At 73.8% G+C, this 16,736-nt stretch carries 15 protein-coding genes, 1 other RNA gene and 3 pseudogenes; 6 read left to right on the top strand and 13 right to left on the bottom strand.

Features of this window, described 5'->3' with window-relative positions; translation table 11 throughout:
- Window positions 1-179: 179 nt before the first annotated feature.
- The 8 genes and pseudogenes from ACFYW7_RS03695 to ACFYW7_RS03660 all read right to left on the bottom strand — a co-directional run.
- The gene (locus ACFYW7_RS03695; RefSeq protein WP_389497407.1) at window positions 180-1,853 is read right to left on the bottom strand and encodes a hypothetical protein; all 1,674 of its coding nucleotides are present in this window, start codon (window positions 1,851-1,853) and stop codon (window positions 180-182) included.
- 10 nt (window positions 1,854-1,863) lie between these two features.
- On the bottom strand, window positions 1,864-2,436 hold the full coding sequence (locus ACFYW7_RS03690) for a hypothetical protein (protein WP_389497405.1): 573 nt from the start codon (window positions 2,434-2,436) through the stop codon (window positions 1,864-1,866).
- A 72-nt stretch (window positions 2,437-2,508) separates the two neighbouring features.
- Complete coding sequence (locus tag ACFYW7_RS03685) at window positions 2,509-3,192, bottom strand: NPCBM/NEW2 domain-containing protein (protein ID WP_389497403.1); 684 nt, start codon at window positions 3,190-3,192, stop codon at window positions 2,509-2,511.
- Between the two features lie 387 nt (window positions 3,193-3,579).
- Window positions 3,580-3,993, bottom strand: an RNA gene (rnpB, locus tag ACFYW7_RS03680) — RNase P RNA component class A.
- Between the two features lie 115 nt (window positions 3,994-4,108).
- A pseudogene (locus ACFYW7_RS03675) lies at window positions 4,109-4,888 on the bottom strand (DMT family transporter); the annotation flags it as partial.
- 73 nt (window positions 4,889-4,961) lie between these two features.
- A complete protein-coding gene (locus ACFYW7_RS03670; RefSeq protein WP_389497401.1) occupies window positions 4,962-5,780 on the bottom strand; it encodes an AraC family ligand binding domain-containing protein in 819 nt (272 codons plus the stop codon).
- 321 nt (window positions 5,781-6,101) lie between these two features.
- Complete coding sequence (locus tag ACFYW7_RS03665; protein WP_389498550.1) at window positions 6,102-6,164, bottom strand: hypothetical protein; 63 nt, start codon at window positions 6,162-6,164, stop codon at window positions 6,102-6,104.
- 25 nt (window positions 6,165-6,189) lie between these two features.
- A pseudogene (locus ACFYW7_RS03660) lies at window positions 6,190-6,447 on the bottom strand (RNB domain-containing ribonuclease); the annotation flags it as partial.
- A gap of 183 nt (window positions 6,448-6,630) precedes the next feature.
- On the opposite strand from ACFYW7_RS03660, the gene yaaA reads away from it, so the two are divergent.
- Together yaaA and ACFYW7_RS03650 are read left to right on the top strand one after the other, a co-directional pair.
- The gene (gene yaaA / locus ACFYW7_RS03655) at window positions 6,631-7,431 is read left to right on the top strand and encodes a peroxide stress protein YaaA (protein WP_389497399.1); all 801 of its coding nucleotides are present in this window, start codon (window positions 6,631-6,633) and stop codon (window positions 7,429-7,431) included.
- 397 nt (window positions 7,432-7,828) lie between these two features.
- Window positions 7,829-8,473 carry a bifunctional 4-hydroxy-2-oxoglutarate aldolase/2-dehydro-3-deoxy-phosphogluconate aldolase gene (locus ACFYW7_RS03650; RefSeq protein WP_389497397.1) on the top strand — a complete coding sequence of 215 codons (645 nt, stop codon included), beginning with the start codon at window positions 7,829-7,831 and terminating at the stop codon, window positions 8,471-8,473.
- Window positions 8,474-8,633: 160 nt separating this feature from the next.
- Here the strand turns inward: ACFYW7_RS03650 and ACFYW7_RS03645 are convergent, their stop codons facing one another.
- The gene (locus ACFYW7_RS03645) at window positions 8,634-9,044 is read right to left on the bottom strand and encodes a zinc-binding dehydrogenase (protein WP_389497395.1); all 411 of its coding nucleotides are present in this window, start codon (window positions 9,042-9,044) and stop codon (window positions 8,634-8,636) included.
- 140 nt (window positions 9,045-9,184) lie between these two features.
- Here ACFYW7_RS03645 and ACFYW7_RS03640 point away from each other — a divergent pair, with 140 nt between their 5' ends.
- On the top strand, window positions 9,185-9,397 hold the full coding sequence (locus ACFYW7_RS03640) for a hypothetical protein (RefSeq protein WP_389497393.1): 213 nt from the start codon (window positions 9,185-9,187) through the stop codon (window positions 9,395-9,397).
- 21 nt (window positions 9,398-9,418) lie between these two features.
- On the opposite strand, the gene ACFYW7_RS03635 is transcribed toward ACFYW7_RS03640, so the two are convergent.
- From ACFYW7_RS03635 to ACFYW7_RS03625, 3 genes are read right to left on the bottom strand one after another with little or no spacing between them, the layout of a single operon-like run.
- Window positions 9,419-10,855 carry a bifunctional RNase H/acid phosphatase gene (locus ACFYW7_RS03635; protein ID WP_389497391.1) on the bottom strand — a complete coding sequence of 479 codons (1,437 nt, stop codon included), beginning with the start codon at window positions 10,853-10,855 and terminating at the stop codon, window positions 9,419-9,421.
- A gap of 12 nt (window positions 10,856-10,867) precedes the next feature.
- Window positions 10,868-11,611, bottom strand: coding sequence for a zinc ribbon domain-containing protein (locus ACFYW7_RS03630; protein ID WP_389498548.1), 744 nt, complete (start codon window positions 11,609-11,611; stop codon window positions 10,868-10,870).
- Window positions 11,608-12,468: a Nif3-like dinuclear metal center hexameric protein gene (locus ACFYW7_RS03625; protein ID WP_389497389.1), complete on the bottom strand. Its 861-nt coding sequence runs from the start codon at window positions 12,466-12,468 to the stop codon at window positions 11,608-11,610. The genes ACFYW7_RS03630 and ACFYW7_RS03625 overlap by 4 nt, the downstream gene beginning before the upstream one ends.
- 244 nt (window positions 12,469-12,712) lie before the next feature.
- On the opposite strand from ACFYW7_RS03625, the pseudogene ACFYW7_RS03620 reads away from it, so the two are divergent.
- From ACFYW7_RS03620 to ACFYW7_RS03610, 3 genes and pseudogenes are all read left to right on the top strand, one after another.
- Window positions 12,713-13,870, top strand: a pseudogene (locus tag ACFYW7_RS03620) (hypothetical protein); the annotation flags it as partial.
- Between the two features lie 1,279 nt (window positions 13,871-15,149).
- The gene (locus tag ACFYW7_RS03615) at window positions 15,150-15,332 is read left to right on the top strand and encodes a hypothetical protein (RefSeq protein ID WP_389498617.1); all 183 of its coding nucleotides are present in this window, start codon (window positions 15,150-15,152) and stop codon (window positions 15,330-15,332) included.
- A gap of 148 nt (window positions 15,333-15,480) precedes the next feature.
- Complete coding sequence (locus tag ACFYW7_RS03610) at window positions 15,481-15,717, top strand: helix-turn-helix transcriptional regulator (protein WP_389497387.1); 237 nt, start codon at window positions 15,481-15,483, stop codon at window positions 15,715-15,717.
- On the opposite strand, the gene ACFYW7_RS03605 is transcribed toward ACFYW7_RS03610, so the two are convergent.
- On the bottom strand, window positions 15,686-16,642 hold the full coding sequence (locus tag ACFYW7_RS03605) for a 3-oxoacyl-ACP reductase (protein ID WP_389497385.1): 957 nt from the start codon (window positions 16,640-16,642) through the stop codon (window positions 15,686-15,688). The two genes, ACFYW7_RS03610 and ACFYW7_RS03605, sit on opposite strands and share 32 nt — an antisense overlap.
- Between the last annotated feature and the right edge of the window lie 94 nt (window positions 16,643-16,736).

The following is a 16,736-nucleotide window of genomic DNA, read 5'->3' as shown; positions in this document are numbered from 1 at the left end:
AGGAGCCGACTCGACGGCTCCCCGAACGCGGGCACGGGCCGCGGCGGGTCCTGAACCAGACCGCGGTGCCGAGGACGCTCACCGAGCGTCCTCGGCACCGCGGCCCGCGGCGGGCCGGGGCCCGGAGGGTTCCCGCCCGGCACGGCACCCGCCGTTCGCGGCGGGGGCGAACGACCCGTCTAGCCGCGCCACCCCCACACGCGCACCAGGTCCGTGCCGCCGACCGCCGCGAGCAGGTCGCCGTCGGGATGGACGGCGAAGTCGTCGTAGCGGCCCGGCTGTTCCAGGTGCCGGACCTCCCTGCTGTCCGTGATCTGCGACAGGAGTCCGCGCCTCAGCCACAGGAGTCTGCCCTCGTCCGCGCACACCAGACGCATGCCGCGGGCCCCGGCGGCGTCCCGGCTCTCCCGCGGGCTGAACTCGCGGTGGAGCACGACCGTGTCGTCGGCGATCCGCCAGACGATCGCCTCCCGGAAGGTCGCGCAGGCGACGTACCGGCCCGACGGCGAGACGGCCAGAGCGCAGCCCGGCCGCAGGAACTCCCACCGGTTGCGGATCCGCTTCTCGACGGGTGGCGCGCCGACGCGGTGGACGTGGACCCGGTTCGTCGTCGCCAGGGCCACCACCGAACCGTCCGCGCTGATCGCGGAGGCCGCCGGCCCCGGCGGACAGGGCACCTCACGGAGGATCGCGCCGTCGTCGAAGCCGCGCAGCGCCAGTCGTGATCCGTTGTGGGTCGCGAGCACCTCTCCCCCGCTGGTGACCAGGAACTCGTCGCCGCGCAGCGGTACCGATCGACGCCGGTGCTCGCCGGACCTGCCCGCGAAGTGGACGAGGTCGAGGCTCCTGGGGCGGGCGACCGCGACGCTGTGCCGGGTCGGGGACACGATGGCCTGGTGGCCCGGGCGCAGGGCGGCTCCGCCGGGCACGCCCGGCAGGCTCTCGCCGGATTCCAGGTCCCAGCGCTCCACCGATCCGTCTCCCCCGACGACGACGGCGGTGTGTTCGGGGCCGAATCCGATCGTCGCCTGCCCGGTGGCCGGACGGGGGCGCCGCATTTCCCGCAGGCGGTCGCCCATCCCTTCCTCCGCGGCCGGCGGGAGGGCGAGGTCGTGGAGCACCTCGAAGGTGAACGCGGCCGCGTGCCGGGCGGCGGCGGGCTGCCGGACCTGGTCGTTGTCGTCGCCCTTGTCGCAGAGGCGGTCGGAGATGCCGCGGACCACGAGGGCACCCACTCCCGCGTTGACGTGGGCGCCCTGGAGGAATCCGTGGCCCTCCATCTCCACCGCCACGGCGTCGCCGCAGTGCTCCCGCAGCAGCAGCGCCGTGGCGGAGCGCTGGTCGGCCACCACCTTGGAACCGGCGGCCAGGGGTTTCACGTGCGCCCGCGGGACACGGTCCGTCGGCGGTGTCCGGATGCGGTCCCGCCAGGCGTCCCCTCTGGCGACCGCCTGGGCCCGCTGCACGAGACCGAAGGACGACAGGTACGTGATCATCCGCGGCCGGAAGCCGTCCCGCAGGTCTTTCCCGCTCTCGTAGTCGTAGATGAAGCGGGCGGCGACGACATCGCCCAGCTCGACGTCCTTGAGGGCTCCGGCGATACCGACGAAGAAGACGTGCCGGGGCCGGAACGCCGCCACGGCGCGTTCGAGGAGGGCGGCGGTGGCGAGTCCGCCCGGACCGGTCTCGTGGCACACCACCTTCCAGGTGCCGTGCCGGCCGGGGAACGAGCCGAGTTCGAACAGGGCCTCCCGGACGACGTGTTCGGTGAACGGGCCGTCCAGATGCTCGCGCACCGCGCTGTACTCCTTGCCCAGTGCGGTCAGGACGACGACGTCGGCGGCTGGGTGCATGGGCGTTCCCTCACTCCGTCCGGCGCGGTTCCCGGCCCGTGCCGAGGTCCGCGTAGGTCGATATCTGGGCGGCCAGCACGACGACGGCCGCGCACTCGACGAGGGAGAGCGCCAGCAGTGCCGGGGAGACCGGGCCCGTTGTCCAGAAGACGGTCAGCGCGGCCAGCGAGGCGCCGCAGAAGGTCAGCAGGTCGACGAGGAGCTGGAGCACCTTGCGGGACCGGCGGCGGCCGTCGCTGCGGTGTGCCACCTCCCAGCCGAAGCATTCCTGCCGCTCCGGTGTCACGGCCGCGAGACGGTGTGTCAGTTCCGTGCTCACGTAGCGGCCGATGGCCGAGATCTTCTCGTCGTTGACCAGGTAGGTCCAGCCGAGGACGAGACAGACCGGAGGCAGGATCAGCAGCAGGCCGGCGCGCATCGGGCTCTGCAGGGTCGCGGCGACGACCGCGGTCACGGCGGCCAGCGTCGCGTAGAGGAGATTGTCCCGGAAGCCGATGCGGGCCCGCTGCTCGTCCTTCACCTGCGCGTACTCGATCAAGAGCAACTGGCTCACGGTGACGCCCTGTTCGTCGTTTCCGGGCATGGCCCCTCCTTCACGCGGTCACGTTCCTGCTCTCTGAGGATGCGACGGCCCGCGGCACGTGAAACGGCCGTGTCAGGACAGCGTCGCGTCGCCCAGACCGCCGTAGAAGTAGGTCGCCGTCTCCTCACCGGGCTTGGTCATCACGCAGGTGAGGCGGATCTGGTCCTGCCCGGAGATGTCCACCGAGAGGTCCTTGACGTCGCTGGAGCGGATGGACAGCGGCTTGCCGATCGGATTGCCCGCCGCGTTGCTGACCTGGACCGAACCCACCGATCCGATCGCGTTGGGCGAGTCGGCCAGGATGCCCACCTTCGCGGTCAGCCGCTCGTAGCCGCTGGTGCTGTAGACGGCGCTCCCGCCGGCGCTCGTGCACGAGAGCCGGACGCTCTTCGCGTAGTGCGTTCCGCCCATGGTCACGGGCTCGACGGCCGTGTCGCCGTCCCCGTCGATCACGTCCCGCTCCGCGAGGTAGACGGAGGAACCGGGGGCGGGCGCCTCCCCGTCCGACGACACCTGCGCGGTGTCGTCGGGCGTCGGCGTGGCCTCGCCGGTCGGGTCGGTCGTGGGCGCCGCGGTGACCGTCGCCGTCGCGGTGACGGTCACCTCCGGCTTCGGGCTGTCCGCCTGGACGACCGTCTGCCGCCCGCCGAAGAACCCCGCCGCGATCGTGGCGGCACAGATGCAGAGCAGTTCGAACCACTTCGGAATGACACCGAACCGGCGTCGAGCGCGCCGTTCCTGTTTGGTGAGATCCATTCCCGCCCCCTATGTGTCGATCGTTCCGGCCGGGGCCGGGAGCCGACGTCGTCGCGTGCCTCAGAACCTCGTTCGAGGTCCGTGAAGGAAAAAGCGATGGCGGACGTCGGCGTGCGATGGGTACGGAGGCGTCCTCGGTCCGCCGAGTGCACGTGTCCCCCTGGCAGCACAGCGCGCTCGACAGTTCCTCGGCCTCACACCCGCAACCACAGTAGGGAGCGGCCGGGCGAATATGCCTGAAGTACGAAGTTCCTGTTGTCAGCACGGAAGCGCGAGGCATTCGGAGGGCACCCGGTCCGAGCGAGCGCTCTTGCCCCGCGCCCCTTCACGCCCCCTCGGGCAGCACGGATCGCGGTGCCGGCGCACCACGATCGGGGGTGGGAGCGGCAGACGAGTCGGGCTGTACGCCGGGTTCTGTCGCCCGGTCGCCTCGCGGCGGCCGGGGAGACGGCCATCCATCTAGGACCGGCGTTGCCGCCGGCCTCGTGCGGTCTACCCGCGGACTCGGGCGGGCAGCCCTCGAACGTCCGCGCAGAGCCGCCTTCTCTTCCGAGGAGGCGGCTCCTCTTGACCTTGCTCCAAGTGGGGTTTACCTAGCCGCCTGAGTCGCCTCAGGCGCTGGTGGTCTCTTACACCACCGTTTCACCCTTACCGGGAACCGGAGTTCTCGGCGGTCTACTTTCTGTGGCACTGTCCCGCGGGTCACCCCGGGTGGCCGTTAGCCACCACCTTGCCCTGTGGAGCCCGGACGTTCCTCGGGAAGGTCCACAAGAACCTCCACGCGGCCGTCCGCCCGGCTCGTCTGCCGTGTCGACCATGCTACCGGGCGCGAGTCCCTCTTCGGTCCCGCGGCCGTGGCGAGCACCGAGCCCGCGAGGATCAGGGTGAAGGCGGCCAGGACCCCCGCCGTGAGGCGCTCGTCCAGGAAGGCCGCGCCCGCCGCCACCGCCACCGCCGGGTTGAGGTAGGTGATGACCGTCGACCGGGTCGGGCCGACCTCCTTGATCAGTTCCAGGAAGGCCACGAAGGCCAGCGCCGTGCAGACGGCCCCCAGGCCGGCCAGGGCGGCCAGGACCTCGGTCGACGGGGTCGTGGCGGGCCAGGTGGCCGCCGCGCCGGGGGCGTAGACCAGGGCGGTCAGGATCAGGCAGGGGGTGATGAGCTGGAGGGTCGGGACGTCCTTCAGGCGGCGGGCGGCTATCAGGGGGGCCGTGGCGTAGCCGATCACCGTCAGCAGGACCTCGACCAGGGAGCGGGCGTCGCCGCCGGTCAGGTGCGGGACGGTGAGGACACCGACGCCGGCCAGTCCGAGGGCCAGTCCGGTCACCCGGCGGGCGCCGAGCCGTTCCGTCTCGCCGAAGAAGCGGGCCAGCAGCACCCCCACGATCGGGACGCCGGCGATCAGCAGACCGGCCGTCGAGCTGGACAGGTGACGCTCGGCGTCGGTGAGGGTGAACCAGGGCACCATGATCTCGATGCACGCGAAGGCCAGCATCGGACGCCAGTGGGCCCGTACGGTCCGGGCCAGGCCGCCCTGACGGAGCGCGAAGGGCAGGAGCAGGGCGGCGCCCAGCGCACAGCGCGTGAACACCACCATGGACGGGGACAGGTCGTCCACCGCCACTTTGATCATCAGGTAGGGGATGCCCCAGACCACTCCCATCAGGGAGAACAGGAACCAGCCGCGTGCAGTCATACGGGCAGTCTCGGGCGTCGGACGGCGGAAAGTCTTGAACGCTGTTGCGCCGCGGGAGGGGCGGCCGGGTGCCCTACGACCGGGGGAGCACGCTCGCGCGGTACGCGGCCGGGGTCACCCCGAGCACCCGGCGGAACCAGCGGGTCAGGTGCGCCTGGTCGGCGAAGCCCACGCGTCCGGCGACCTCGGCGGGACGCAGTCCGGACTCCAGGAGCCGGCGGGCCCGGTGCACCCGGTGCTGGGCAAGCCAGGCGTACGGCGGGATGCCCGTCGCCGTGCGGAAGGCGCGCAGGAGCTGGTAGTGGGACAGGCCCAGTTCCGCGGCGAGGGAGGCCAGCGAGGGCGGGTCCTGGAGTTCGTCGGCCAGCCGGTCCCGTACGGCGTCGGCCATGTGCGCGGCGCCCGGGATCTCGTCGCGGTCCGGGCGGGCCGTGGAGTGGCGCCTGGCCAGCGCGGCGAGCAGCCACGGGAAGCGGGACTCGGCCTCCAACGGGTCGGGGCAGGCGCTCAGTTCGATGTGCGCGGCGCGCAGCGCGGCGGCGAGTTCGGGGTCGTCGAGGAGGGGTTCGCGAAAGTGCGGGACGCCGCCCACGGCGCCGTCGCCGAGGAGGGACGGCTCCGCGTACAGGGCCCGGTAGGCGTAGCCCTCGCAGGCGGCGGGACCGCCGGTGTGCATCTCCCCGGGGGCCAGTACGACGATGGAGCCCGGTCCGGTCCGGATGCGGTCGCCGCGGTAGTCGATGATCTCCGAGCCGCCGACGTTGACACCGATGGTGAACTCGTCGTGGGCGTGCGGGGCGTAGCGGTGCCGGTCGAAACGGGCCGTCAGCAGGTCCAGGGGCCGGCCGTCCCGGCCGAGGGTGGCCCGGGTCCAGAGCGCCTGTTCCCTCACGGGCCCGCTCCCGGAACCCCGCACCGGTCCTTGTATCGATCCCTGCAGGGAGCCCTTCCCGAATCCCGGCTCTGCTTCCCGCGCGGTCGCCGCGCGGGACGCGGTCTCCGTCGGCCCCGGCGGTACGGTCTCGGTCGCCCCACTCGGCCCGGTCATGGTCACCTCTCCCCCTCACCGCCGTGTTCGTCGTGCTCGCCGCTACGAGCGGCAACACGCGCGTCCGCCGTTTCATGCCGGGTCGCGGAAAATCGGGCGGGGCGGAGAACGCGCATGTGGCGGGGGTGGACTGGGCCGCGGGACCGTGCGGGTCCGGCGCCGTGCTCAGGCGGGCGCGAACCGCACCTTCGCCGTTCCGGGGTCCGCCTGGGTGAGCCGGACCCGCAGGCGTTCACCCAGGGCCGGCTCCGCCGTACCGCCCGCGGTAGCCGCCCCGCTCGCGGCGTGACAGGTGCATCGCCTGGTCGGGGTCGACGGACGTCGGCGGGTCGATGGTGATGAGGGGGACGTCCGTCGCCTCTTACGAGGGCGGCCGGGGCGGCCGCCCGGCCGCCGCGAGGACCTCGGCCGGGAAGGCCCCGGGCACGCCCGGCTCGGTCCGCAGGGCGCCGAGCGCGACCCGTAGCGGAGCCTCCGGTGCACCGGTGACACGGACGTGACGGCGGGGCATGGATCGAGCGTAGGCCGGGGGCCTCCGATGAGCCCGCCGAGCGGACGCCCGGCGGGGTCGCCGCCGTACTCCCGCCGTGCGGCCCGGCGGGGGCCGCGGCCGGGGTGGCGGCGGGCGGCGAAAGCGGTCCCGTCGCACCCCGTAGGCTTGCGCCGGGCCTGTCCACCGTGAGGAGAACCAACCGTGCTCGTGCTGCTGCCGCCGTCCGAAGGGAAGGCCCCCTCCGGCCGGGGAACCGCGCTCAAGCCGGAGTCGCTGTCCCTGCCCGGTCTCATGGAGGCACGCCAGGCGGTCCTCGACGAGCTGGTCGAACTGTGCGCCGCCGACGAGGACAAGGCCCGCGAGGTCCTCGGACTGAGCGAGGGCCTGCGCGGCGAGATCGCGAAGAACACGGAACTGCGGACCGCGGGTACGCGCCCGGCCGGGGAGATCTACACGGGAGTCCTCTACGACGCCCTGGACCTGGCCTCGCTGGACACTCCCGCCAAGCGGCGCGCCGGCCGCTCGTTGCTGGTCTTCTCCGGGCTCTGGGGCGCGGTGCGGGTGACCGACCGGATCCCGTCGTACCGCTGCTCGATGGGCGTCAGGCTGCCCGGCCTGGGAGCGCTGGGCGCGCACTGGCGTACGCCGATGGCGACCGCGCTCCCCGAGGCCGCCGGCGACGGACTCGTGCTGGACCTGCGGTCCTCGGCGTACACGTCGGCGTGGAAGCCCAAGGGCGAGGTGGCGGGGCGGACGGCGACGGTCCGCGTGCTGCACGCCCAGCTGGTGGACGGGGTCGAGAAGCGTTCCGTCGTCAGCCACTTCAACAAGGCGACCAAGGGCAGGATCGTCCGCAGTCTGCTCACCACGGGCGCGGCGCCGAAGAGCCCCGCGGAGCTGGTGGAGGCGCTGCGCGATCTCGGGTACGCCGTGGAGGCGGAGGCCCCCGGCGGGGCGGGCGGACCGTGGGCGCTCGACGTGGTCGTACGCGAGATCCACTGACCGACAGAACCTCCTCGCGGACCCGCCGCCCCTGGCCGGGCACACCCCACGAACCGCCACCCGTGACCGGCGGCTCTCGCCGAGCCCGGCGCCCCTGAGCGGCGGCGCCTCGCCGACCCCGGCACCCGTGACTGTCGCCACCTCGCCGACCCGCCGCCCCTGACCGGGCACCGCTCGCAGACCGCCACCGTGACCGGCGGCACCTCGCCGACCCCGGCACCCCCGGCCAAGCACCCCTCGCGGACCGCCCCTGAGCGGCGGCACCTCGCGGACGCGCCATCTCGACCGGCCACTTCTCACGGACCGCCTTCCCCGAGCGGCCGCATCTCGTCACGTCACGTTGCAGCATGCGCAACGTCCTTTGCGCACGGTGCAAACCCCGGGCAGGATGTCCGGCATGACCTCGCCGCCGCCCCCGTCTCCGCGCGCCTCCGTGCTCGATCTCGCGCCCGTCGTTCCCGTCGTCGTGGTCGGGGACGCCGCCGACGCGGTGCCGTTGGCCCGGGCGCTGGCCGCCGGCGGCCTGCCCGCGATCGAGGTGACGCTGCGGACCCCGGCCGCGCTCGACGCCATCCGGGCCATCGCGGCGGAGGTGCCGGACGCCGTGGTGGGCGCCGGCACGGTCCTGACCCCGGAACACGTGGCACAGGCGGTCGCGGCCGGCGCCCGCTTCCTGGTCAGCCCCGGCTGGACGGACGTCCTGCTCGACGCGATGAAGGCGTCCGGGGTGCCGTTCCTGCCGGGGGTGTCCACCACCTCGGAGGTGGTGGCGCTGCTGGAACGCGGGGTGCGCGAGATGAAGTTCTTCCCCGCGCAGGCGGCGGGCGGCACGGCGTACCTGAAGTCACTGGCGGGACCGCTCCCGCAGGCGCGGTTCTGCCCGACCGGGGGGATCGGACCCGACTCCGCGTCCGACTACCTCGCACTGCCCAACGTCGTTTGCGTGGGAGGCAGTTGGATGCTCCCGGCCGACGCGGTCGCCGCGCGGGACTGGCGTCGGGTGGAATCCCTGGCGCGGGAGGCGTCGGCGCTGCGCCGCTGACCCGGACGCCGGTGCACCTCCCCCCTCGGCCCGCACGCCCGACCCGCACATCCGGCCCGCACGCCCGACCCGCGACTCGCGACATGTGACTCGCGGCCCACGCTCACGGACAAGGCCGAAGCCCACAACGTACGGCGTGCGGCTCGCGGCGCGGTCACGCTCAGCCCACGCGGATGACCGCCTTGCCGAAGGCGGCGCCGCTCTCGTAGTGGCGGAACGCCTCCCGCACCTGGTCGAAGCCGAAGACGCGGTCCAGGACCGGACGGGTCCCGTGCAGTTCCAACGCCCTGTCCATGGAAGCGAAGTGGGCGCGGCTGCCCACGAACACCCGGCGGATCGTGGCCAGGCTCCCCGCGTACGCCGCGTGGGAGATCTCGATTCCACGCCTGCGCGGGTTGCCGGTGACCAGGAGCACGATCTGGCCGTACAGCGCGGTGGCGCGCACCGACTGCTCGACGGTGTCGGGCCCGTTGGTCTCGACGACGAGACTGGTCCCATGACGACCGGTATCTCCACCGACCTGGCCGCCGGGCCGCCTCCCTTCGCCCGGAAACCGCTGTGCCGGCGGCACGCTCGCCGGGTGAGCCAGCTGGAGCTCGCCTCCCGGGCGGGCACGACCCAGCGGTACGTCAGTTTCATCGAGCGCGGGCCCGGTCCGCGCGCAGCCCCGATCCTCGTCTCGGTTCGCTGGTGGAGGAGTTGGAGCGGTACGTGCCGCCGAGACGGCCGGACACCGACTGTCCCGGCTTCGCCGTCCCGCTGCGACTGCGGTGCGCGGAGGGTGAGTTGAGGCTGCTCACCACGCTCACGTCGTTCGCCACCGCGGTGGACGTCACGCTCGCCGAGCTCCACCTGGAGGCGTTCCTCCCGGCGGACGCAAAGAGCGCCAGGCTCCTTCGCGACCGTGCCGCCCGGCGCGGCTGACCGGGCCGGTCTCCCGCCCGTTCAGCGCAGGTGGGACGTGTCGTTGAACAGCCGGACGCTCGCGTTGCCGTCCCCGTAGTACGCGACCGCCGAGAGGGACGCCGCCGACAGTTCCATCCGGAACAGTGACTCCGGCGGGGCGCCGAGGGCCAGGCGTACGAGGGTCTTGATCGGGGTGACGTGCGTGACGAGCAGGACCGTGCGGCCGGCGTAGGTGGCGATCAGCTTGTCGCGGGTGGCCGCCATGCGGTGGGCGGTCGCGGCGAAGCTCTCGCCGCCGCCCGTCGGTTCGGCCTCCGGGGAGGCGAGCCAGGTGTTCAGGTCCTGCGGGTGGCGTTCGCGCACCTCGGCGAAGGTCAGTCCCTCCCAGGCGCCGAAGTCCGTCTCGCGCAGGCCGTCCTCGACGAGGACCTCGAGGCCGAGGCGGGCCGCGACGACGCCCGCGGTCTCCCGGGTCCGGGCCAGTGGGGAGGCCACGATCGCCTGGACCGTGCCGCGCGCCGCCAGCGCGGCGGCGACCCGTCGCGCCTGCTCCCGGCCCACGTCGGACAGGGACGGATCGCTGCCGCCGCTGCCCGAGAACCGCTTCTGCGGGGTCAGGGGGGTCTCGCCGTGCCGCAGGAGGACGAAGGTGGCGGGGGCGCCCATGTCCGGGGGTGCGCTCCAGCCTGCGGCGGGCGTGGGGGTCGGGGTGGCGGCCACGTTTCTCGCGGCCCGCCGGTCGTCGCCCGCCGTCCCTGCGACGCCCGCTCCCGCGGCTTCGCCGCCGGTGGACGGGGTGCCAGCCGTCGCGGTCGGCCGGGTGCCGCCCGGCGCGGGCTCGTCGCGCCGTTCCCCGCGCCCCTCACCGGGCGCCGGGATCGCGGCTTCGCCGCCGGTGGACGGGGTGCCGGCCGTCTCGGGCTCGCCGCGGGACTCCTTCAGGGCCGCTCGGGCCTTCGCCGCGCCCGCCGTGGCGTCGCCGGGCGGGCCCGACGGCTCGGGCGCCGCGGAGCGGGCCGCGCGCGCGTCCGGCTCCGCCGTCGACGCCGACGGCGACCACTGCTCGCCGCGCTTGCCCGCGTCCATCGCCTCGTTGGCCAGCCGGTCCGCGTGCTTGTTCCGCTCGCGCGGCATCCACTCGTAGGTGACCTGGGAGGCCGGGAGGACCCGGGCCGCCCGCGCCGCCAGGGGCTTCATGTCCGGGTGCTTGATCTTCCAGCGCCCGGACATCTGCTCGACGACGAGCTTGGAGTCCATCCGGACCCGGACCCGCGCCGCCGCGTCGAGGTCGCGGGCCGCCTCGAGACCGGCGACCAGGCCCCGGTACTCCGCGACGTTGTTGGTGGCGACGCCGATGTACTCGGCACGCTCCGCCAGCGTCTCCCCGGTGGTCGCGTCGATGACCACGGAGCCGTAGCCGGCGGGCCCCGGGTTGCCCCGGGAACCCCCGTCGGCCTCGACGATGAACTCCCGCACGCGCCGGACTCCCTACAGGCCGGACTCGGACGTGCGCACGAGGATGCGGTGGCAGTTCTCGCAGCGCAGCACGGTGTCGGGGGAGGCCTTCTTCACGTCGTTGACCTCGGTGATGTTGAGCTCCAGGCGGCAGCCCTCGCAACGGCGCTGGTAGAGGCGGGCCGCGCCGACGCCACCCTGCTGGTCGCGCAGCTTGCTGTACAGCTTGAGGAGGTCGGCGGGCACCGAGGCGGCGATGACCTCGCGCTCCTTGGTCACCGTGGCGGCCTCGCCGTCGAACTGCTCGAAGGCGGCGTCGCGGCGCCCGGTCGCGTCGTCGATCTTCGCCTGGACGGCGGCGTCGCGCTCGGTCAGCTCGGCGACCCGCTCCTGGGCGGACTCGCGGCGCTCCATGATCTCGAGGACGACGTCCTCCAGGTCACCCTGGCGCTTGGCGAGGGAGACGATCTCGCGCTGGAGGTTCTCCAGGTCCCGGGGCGAGGAGACGGCGCCGGAGTCGAGGCGCTTCTGGTCGCGGACGGCGCGCTGGCGCACCTGGTCGACGTCCTGCTCCGCCTTGATCTGCTCGCGGGCGCAGTCGCTCTCCTCGGTCTGCGCGGCGACGAGCAGGTCGCGCAGCTGCGTGAGGTCCTTGTTCAGCGACTCGATCTCGGCGTGCTCGGGCAGCGACCTCCGCTTGTGCGCGAGCTGCTGCAGGCGGGCGTCGAGGGCCTGGACGTCGAGAAGTCGGATCTGGTCGGCGGGCGCGGCGTTCAGTTGGGGGCTCCTGTGGTGGTGGGGTGTGAGGCCGCGTGGGCGGTCCAGGGGTCGGTGACCGTCCGGGAGACGTGGACGCGCAGTCCCCATCCCTTCCGGTCGGAGATCTTGTCGAGCTGCGCTGCCGCCAGCTCGCACCAGGGCCACTCGGTGGCCCAGTGCGCCGCGTCGAGCAGCGCGAGAGGTCGGTGGGATGCGTGCGCCACGGCCTCCGACACCGGGTGGTGCCGCAGGTCCGCGGTGAGGAAGGCGTCCACGCCGGCGGCACGCACGTCGTCGAAGAGGCTGTCGCCGGAGCCGCCGCTGACGGCGACGGTCCGCACCAGCGCGTCGGGGTCGCCCGCGACGCGGATGCCCTGCACGGTGGCGGGCAGCCGCTCGGCGGCCCGGGCGGCGAGTTCGCGCACGGTCAGCGGGTGGTCGAGTTCACAGACCCGGCCGAGGCCGCGGCGGCCCTCGGGATCGGTGGTGTCCGGCACGAGGGGCCGTACGACGCGCAGGTCCAGCGCTCCGGCCAGGGCGTCGCTGACTCCCGGGTCGGCGCGGTCGGCGTTGGTGTGGGCGACGTGCAGCGCGATGTCGTTCTTGATCAGCGTGTGGACGACGCGGCCCTTGAAGGTACCGGCGGCCACGGTCGTCGTACCGCGCAGATAGAGCGGGTGGTGGGTGACGAGCAGGTCGGCGTCCAGTTTCACCGCCTCGTCGACGATGTCCTGGACCGGGTCGACGGCGAACAGGACACGGGTGACGTCCTGGTCGGGGTCGCCGCAGACAGTACCGACCGCGTCCCATCCCTCGGCCCGCTCCGGGGGCCAGAGGGCGTCGAGCGCGGCGATGACTTCAGACAGACGGGGCACGGGGAAAGGCTACCTGGCTTATGTCCCTGTCCGACCGGTCGCGGACCACGGGGCCGGGGCCCGGGCGACGGACGCGCGGGGGTTCCGCCGCCCCCGGTCCCTTCTCCCCGCCGCTGTTCAGCACATCCGCCCCCGTTCCCACAGGCGAATCCCGACTTGGCCACCCCTTTGTGTGAAGCCACAGCCCGTCGCTCCCCCGTCTGTGCGTGCGAAAACTACCTTCGTCGCCGGAGGTGACCGAACGATGACGGCCGGTGCGACGGATCCCGTGGTGAAGAGCGAACGCGAGAACGGCGGCGAGTACGACGACGCGGGCCGGTGGCCCGCCCGCCCCGTCTGTGTGATCACCGCCGACGGCGCCTACGGGGCGCGGCTCGCCCGCGACGGCGAGTCCCTGTATCCGGAGCGCTGGACGCTGGACGGCCCCGAGCCGTACGCCGTACCGCTGCCGGGCCCGCAGCCCGAGGAGCCCGGCGCCGAGGTGCAGCCGCTGACCGACGGACGGGTGCTGATCCACCGTGTGGCCGACGGGCGCCACGCCTTCTCCCTCCTCTACCCGACCGGTCCGGGCACCGGCGAGCTTCCGCTCGGCGCGGTGGAGTGTCCCGACGCCGGCACCCGGCTGCGGCTGCTGCCGCCCGCGCCGGACGGGGAGCACGCGTACGCCCTCGCGGTGGGCCGGGGGTCCACGGCGGTGTGGCTGGTGGCGGGCGGCGCGTTCGGCCCCGAGCACCTGGCCGAGGTGCCGGGCCACTGCTCGGGAGGGGTGTGGCTGGACGCCACGGGACGCCTGCTCGCGCTGGACCGCTTCCAGGACGGCCGCACCAAGACCGTGGTCGTCGACCTGGAGCGCGGCGGAGAGGTGTCGCCGCTCCTCCAGATCGCCGAGGACAGCAACGACCGGCTGCTCCTCGCGGACGCGGACAGCGGGCTGCTCCTCATCCGGTCCGACGCGCCGTCCCCCGGCCGGGAACGGCTCGGCTGGGGCGTGCTCGGCAGCACCCTGCCCGTCCGCTTCCCGGACTGTCTGACCGCGACGGGCTGCTCGATCACGCCGTTCGCGATCCAGCCGGGCCAGATGCTGGCCCCGGAGACCTGCGCCGTAGCTCTGCGCATCGACGGGCCCGGCGGTACCTGGGTGGGTGTGTGGCGCCCGTCCGAGCGCCGGATCCACCATCACCCGGCGCCCGAGGGCTGGCTGCCCGGCACCGGACTGTGGACCGCTGAGGGGGTGCTCCAACTGCCGTACGCGACGGGGGTCGTACCGTGCGGTGTCGTCCGACTGGAAGCACCCCACGGGGCGGGGGAGCCGGACCTGGGTGATCCGGCTCCCCCGAGGCGCCCCGCGCCTCGGCCCGTTCCTCTCCAGAAGGCACCCCTCCGGAGCAGATCGGCCACCGCGCCGGACCCGGCCCGGGCCCCCGCGGCCGGCCCGCCCCGGACACCGTCGGTCCACCTGACCCTGAGAACGAACACGGCGGGCGCTCCGGGCCCCGGCGTGCTCCCCGAGGCCGCCCCCGGCCCCGGCCAGGCGCGGCACCACGGCGAGGCGCGGCACCAGGGCCCGCAGCTTGGTGCGCACCCCGACGCGGGTCCCGGGCCCGGAGGCACCCTGCCGCTACCGACCGTGACGAGCCTGACCGCCCGGATGCCGTCCGCCGAGGCGCGGCGGGCGGACACGAGTCCCGGCGGCGCGGCCTCGGCCTCGGCACCGCTCCCGCCCGTCGTCAGGATCGCCCCCGAGCAGCCCGGTCCGCTCCCGGCGCCCGCACCCGTCACCGACCTCCGCCCCAGGACCGGCGAACCACACCCACCCCAGCCCGACCCCTGGACCAAGATCGCCGAAACGCCGCCAGCCGGCATGAACCTCGGCCCCCGTACGGCGGCGGTGCTCCCGCCCGTCGTCACGCTCACCCCCGAGCAGCCCGGTCCGCTCCCGGCGCCCGCACCCGTCACCGGCCTCCGTCCCAGGACCGGCGAACCACACCCACCCCAGCCCGACCCCTGGACCAAGATCGCCGAAACGCCGCCAGCCGGCATGAACCTCGGCACCATGGGCGGCGGATCGCTGCTGGCCGGCACGGGCCTCGGGGCCGGTGACCGGGACGGGAGCGCCGAAGTGGCGCACGCCTTCGGGGAGTTCAGGGGCGAGGTGGCCCTGAGGCCCGCGGTCAGTGGTCCGGGGTTCGGCGCCGGAACCGCCTCGGCACTCCCCGGCGGACCGCGGACACCGGCAGGGTACGGAACACCCGCGGAACACGGAACGCCCGAGCCACACGGAGGGTCCGAAGGACACGGAACGCCCGAGCCACACGGAGGGTCCGAAGGACACGGAGCGCCCGGGGAACACGGAGCGCCCGCGGCGCCCCGAACCCCCGCGGAACAGCGGCCTCCCGTCGGCCAGGAGACTTCCGTGGGCCCCACGGAGGACGCCGGACCCCGTACCGCGCCGCCCGCCCGCAGGCCGCTCCACGCGGGTCCGGCCCTCGCGGGTCCGGTCCAGCCGGCCGTTCCCACCACCGTCGGCCAGGCCGCTCCCCCCGTCGGGGACCCGGGAGCGGCGGTCGCCGCGGACCTCGCGGGAGCGCCCGACGAGGGTGAAGAAACGTCACCCTCCGAGCCCCGCACGATGACGGCACGTTAGAATTCCCCGGCTCAAAGAAGGATCTTGTACACACGGGGTGAACATTTCGATGAACGACATCAACACCATGAAGGCGCCGGGCACTGACGTCCACGAGACGTCGGCGGCCCGGTCCGAAGGCCACGGCAAGCACCGGGGACCGGTCTCCGGCCACGACGGCGAGGCGACTCCTCGGGGCCGCCACCGCAAGCCGTCCGGCCAGCCGGGCACGGCGGCCTGACAGACCGAAGACACGCCGAACCGGTGGACGGCCCCGCTCGCACCATGCCGAGCGGGGCCGTCTCCGTGTGGGGTTCCCCCACGTCCCACGCGCGGGTGGCGTCCGAACTCCTCCTCGGCGCGTCCCTGGAATTCCGGTCCGCCGTGTCGTGGCCCAGCACGTGCTGCTGGGCCGCTCCACCGGCGAGATCACCACGCGGCCCGACATGTCCGGCTGCACGGTTCAGGACCATCTCAAAGAGATCTTCGACAAGGTGGGGGTGCGGAGCCGGCCCGAGCTGGTCGCCGAGCTGTTCCTCCGGCACCACCTGCCCCGGCTCGCGCGCCCTCCCCAGGCCACCGACGGCCGTCCGTTCAGCGGCGAGCGCCCTCCCGGTCCCGCTTGAGCCCGAGCACCTCCGCCGCCGCGAACGTCTCGCCGCCCGGCCGGTCCGCGTAGTACGGCGTGAGCAGCGCGTCCAGTTCGTCGAAGCTGAACGTGTCCTGCTCGCTGTCGAACTTGGCCGTCACCCGCGGCCGTTCGACGACCGCGACCATGCCGCCGTGCACCACGAGGAGCTGGCCGTTGACGTGTGCGGCGGCGGGTGAGGCCAAGTAGCCGACGAGCGGGGCGACATGTTCGGGGGCGAGCGGGTCCGGGCCCCCTTCGGGTTGCCCGAACCCGGCGAAGACGTCCTCCGTCATACGGGTGCGGGCGCGCGGGCAGATGACGTTCGCCGTGACGCCGTACTTGGCGAGCGCCAGGGCCGTCGAGGTGGTCAGACCGACGATCCCGCCTTTCGCCGCGGCGTAGTTGGGCTGCCCGGCCGAACCGGCGAGGAACGCCTCCGACGAGGTGTTCACGATCCGCCCGTACACGGGTCCGCCGACCGCCTTGGAGCGGGTGCGCCAGTGCGCGGACGCGAAACGGGTGGTGTTGAAATGGCCCTTGAGGTGCACCCGGATCACCGAGTCCCACTCGTCCTCGGTCATCGAGAAGACCATCCGGTCGCGCAGGATGCCCGCGTTGTTGACGAGGACGTCCAGTCTCCCGAACTCGGCCACCGCCGACTCGACGAGCGCGCGGGCCTGTTCGTGATCGGAGACGTCCCCGGTGTGGGCGAGCGCCCGGCCGCCCGCCGAGCGGATCTCGGCGGCGACCCGCTCGGCCGGGCCGGCCGAGGCCTCGCCCGAACCGTCCCTTCCGGACTGCCCGTAGTCGTTGACGACGACGGCCGCACCCAGCCGGCCGAGTTCCAGCGCCTCGGCCCGGCCGAGCCCGCGGCCCGCCCCGGTGACGATCGCGGTGAGCCCTTCGAGTGGCAGTGACATCAAGGTCCTTAACGGTTGTCGTGGAGGTCCTCGGCCGTTGTCGTGGAGGTCCTCGGCGGTAGTCCCGGTGGGACCCGGCGGTAGTCCCGGTGGG

Origin of the sequence: Streptomyces sp. NPDC002580, assembly GCF_042889485.1 — a bacterium.
GTDB lineage: Bacteria > Actinomycetota > Actinomycetes > Streptomycetales > Streptomycetaceae > Streptomyces.
Note: the sequence above shows the minus strand (reverse complement) of the source record. Positions and strands in the feature narration are given on the sequence as shown.